The organism is Pseudonocardia sp. GCM10023141, from assembly GCF_042653605.1.
This window is the reverse complement of record NZ_JBHSIR010000116.1, coordinates 1-3,282: the sequence shown is the minus strand read 5'-3', so window position 1 is coordinate 3,282 and position 3,282 is coordinate 1. Positions and strand designations below refer to the sequence as shown.

Sequence of the window (3,282 nt, the reverse complement as noted above, 5' to 3'; positions counted from 1 at the left end):
GCTTCCGGGTTCGGGATGGGACCGGGCGTTCCCCCTCCGCCATAACCACCGACAACACTATCCAATTATCGACCAAACACAGTGGATGCGAGAACGAGTTCCCAACACCCCGACCACACAACATGTTTGTGTGTTCAGGGTCGCACAGTGGATGCAAACAACTCGTCATGAACAAGCCCTCGGCCTATTAGTACCAGTCAACTCCACCCCTCACAGGGCTTCCATCTCTGGCCTATCAACCCAGTGGTCTGCTGGGGGCCTTAACCACGCAAGGTGGTGGGAGACCTCATCTTGGAACGAGCTTCCCGCTTAGATGCCTTCAGCGGTTATCCCTTCCGAACATAGCCAACCAGCCATGCCCCTGGCGGGACAACTGGCACACCAGAGGTTCGTCCGTCCCGGTCCTCTCGTACTAGGGACAGCCTTCCTCAAGTCTCCTGCGCGCGCGGCGGATAGGGACCGAACTGTCTCACGACGTTCTAAACCCAGCTCGCGTACCGCTTTAATGGGCGAACAGCCCAACCCTTGGGACCTACTCCAGCCCCAGGATGCGACGAGCCGACATCGAGGTGCCAAACCATGCCGTCGATATGGACTCTTGGGCAAGATCAGCCTGTTATCCCCGGGGTACCTTTTATCCGTTGAGCGACACCCCTTCCACAAGGTGGTGCCGGATCACTAGTCCCGACTTTCGTCCCTGCTCGACCTGTCGGTCTCACAGTCAAGCTCCCTTGTGCACTTACACTCAACACCTGATTGCCAACCAGGCTGAGGGAACCTTTGGGCGCCTCCGTTACATTTTGGGAGGCAACCGCCCCAGTTAAACTACCCACCAGGCACTGTCCCTGAACCAGATCATGGCCCGAGGTTGAGACACCCAATTCGACCAGAGTGGTATTTCAACAATGACTCCACAACCACTGGCGTGGCCGCTTCACAGTCTCCCACCTATCCTACACAAGCCGAACCGAGCACCAATACCAAGCTATAGTAAAGGTCCCGGGGTCTTTCCGTCCTGCCGCGCGTAACGAGCATCTTTACTCGTAGTGCAATTTCGCCGAGTCTATGGTCGAGACAGCGCCCAAGTCGTTACGCCATTCGTGCAGGTCGGAACTTACCCGACAAGGAATTTCGCTACCTTAGGATGGTTATAGTTACCACCGCCGTTTACTGGCGCTTAAATTCTCCGCTTCGCCCCCAAAGGGACTAACAGGTCCTCTTAACGTTCCAGCACCGGGCAGGCGTCAGTCCGTATACATCGTCTTGCGACTTCGCACGGACCTGTGTTTTTAGTAAACAGTCGCTTGGGCCTGGTCTCTGCGACCACCCACCCCTAGCCCGTCAAGAGCTTCAAGGTTGATGGTCCTCCTTCTCCCGAAGTTACGGAGGTATTTTGCCGAGTTCCTTAACCATAGTTCACTCGATCGCCTTGGTATTCTCTACCTGACCACCTGTGTCGGTTTGGGGTACGGGCCGCAACAGCACTCGCTAGAGGCTTTTCTCGGCAGCATGGGATCACTCTACTTCGCCTCAATCGGCTATGCATCACGCCTCACCCACGACATCAAAGTCAGACCCCCGGATTTGCCTAGGGATCGAGCTGCACGCTTACACCAGGACAACCAACGCCTGGCGGAGCTACCCTCCTGCGTCACCCCATCGCTTGCCTACTACCGGATCGGATCCCACGCTCCCCCGACCCCAGTCACCCCGAAGGGATCCCAGGCGGGTTCGGATGGTTAGCATCACCGGCCTCAGCACGGACGCACTATCACGGGCACGGGAATATCAACCCGTTGTCCATCGACTACGCCTGTCGGCCTCGCCTTAGGTCCCGGCTCACCCTGGGCGGATTAACCTGGCCCAGGAACCCTTGGTCATTCGGCGGCAGAGGTTCTCACTCTGCATTCGCTACTCATGCCTGCATTCTCACTCGCACACCCTCCACCCCTGGGTCACCCCGGAGCTTCACCGGATGCACGACGCTCCCCTACCCAACACCACGACTACACCACCCAGACAAGTCTGAACAGCGGATCTCATATGATGTTGCCACGGCTTCGGCGGTGCACTTGAGCCCCGCTACATTGTCGGCGCAGGACCACTTGACCAGTGAGCTATTACGCACTCTTTAAAGGGTGGCTGCTTCTAAGCCAACCTCCTGGTTGTCTGGGCGATCCCACATCCTTTCCCACTTAGCACACGCTTAGGGGCCTTAGCCGGTGATCTGGGCTGTTTCCCTCTCGACTACGAAGCTTATCCCCCGCAGTCTCACTGCCACGCTAGAAATACCGGCATTCGGAGTTTGGTTGAGTTCAGTAAGCTTGTCGGCCCCCTAGCCCATCCAGTGCTCTACCTCCGGCATCCACCACGCAACGCTGCACCTAAATGCATTTCGGGGAGAACCAGCTATCACGGAGTTTGATTGGCCTTTCACCCCTACCCACAGCTCATCCCCCAGGTTTTCAACCCTGGTGGGTTCGGGCCTCCACGACGTCTTACCGTCGCTTCACCCTGGCCATGGGTAGATCACTCCGCTTCGGGTCTACACCCCGCGACTATTTCGCCCTATTCAGACTCGCTTTCGCTACGGCTACCCCACACGGGTTAACCTCGCCACGAAGCATAACTCGCAGGCTCATTCTTCAAAAGGCACGCCATCACTCCGAAAAGCTCTGACGGCTTGTAGGCACACGGTTTCAGGTACTATTTCACTCCCCTCCCGGGGTACTTTTCATCTTTCCCTCACGGTACTAGTCCGCTATCGGTCATCAGGGAGTATTTAGGCTTACCGGGTGGTCCCGGCAGATTCACAGCAAATTCCACGAGCTCGCTGCTACTCGGGAGTACAGTCCATCATGCATGCGGCATTTTCGCGTACGGGGCTCTCACCCACTACGGCGACCCTTTCCAGAAATCTTCCGCTAACACCACACCACACAATCAGACAGACGGCAGTCCATCTACGACCACATCCCACAACACCCACACTGCAACGCCTGCCGGCTTGACACAGCATAGGTTTAGCCTCTTCCGCTTTCGCTCGCCACTACTCACGGAATCACGGTTGTTTTCTCTTCCTGTGGGTACTGAGATGTTTCACTTCCCCACGTTCCCTCCACACCACCTATGTATTCAGCGGCAGGTGACACCCCATGACGGGTGCCGGGTTTCCCCATTCGGAAACCCTCGGATCACAGCTCTGTTGACAGCTCCCCGAGGACTATCGCGGTCTCACACGTCCTTCATCGGCTCCTGATGCCTAGACATCCACCATGTGCC

The 3,282-nt window shown here is 57.0% G+C and carries 1 rRNA gene; it reads right to left on the bottom strand.

Annotation, left to right across the window (positions count from 1 at the left end):
* Positions 1-167: 167 nt before the first annotated feature.
* A 23S ribosomal RNA gene (locus ACFPFQ_RS48400) occupies positions 168-3,282 on the bottom strand; the annotation flags it as partial.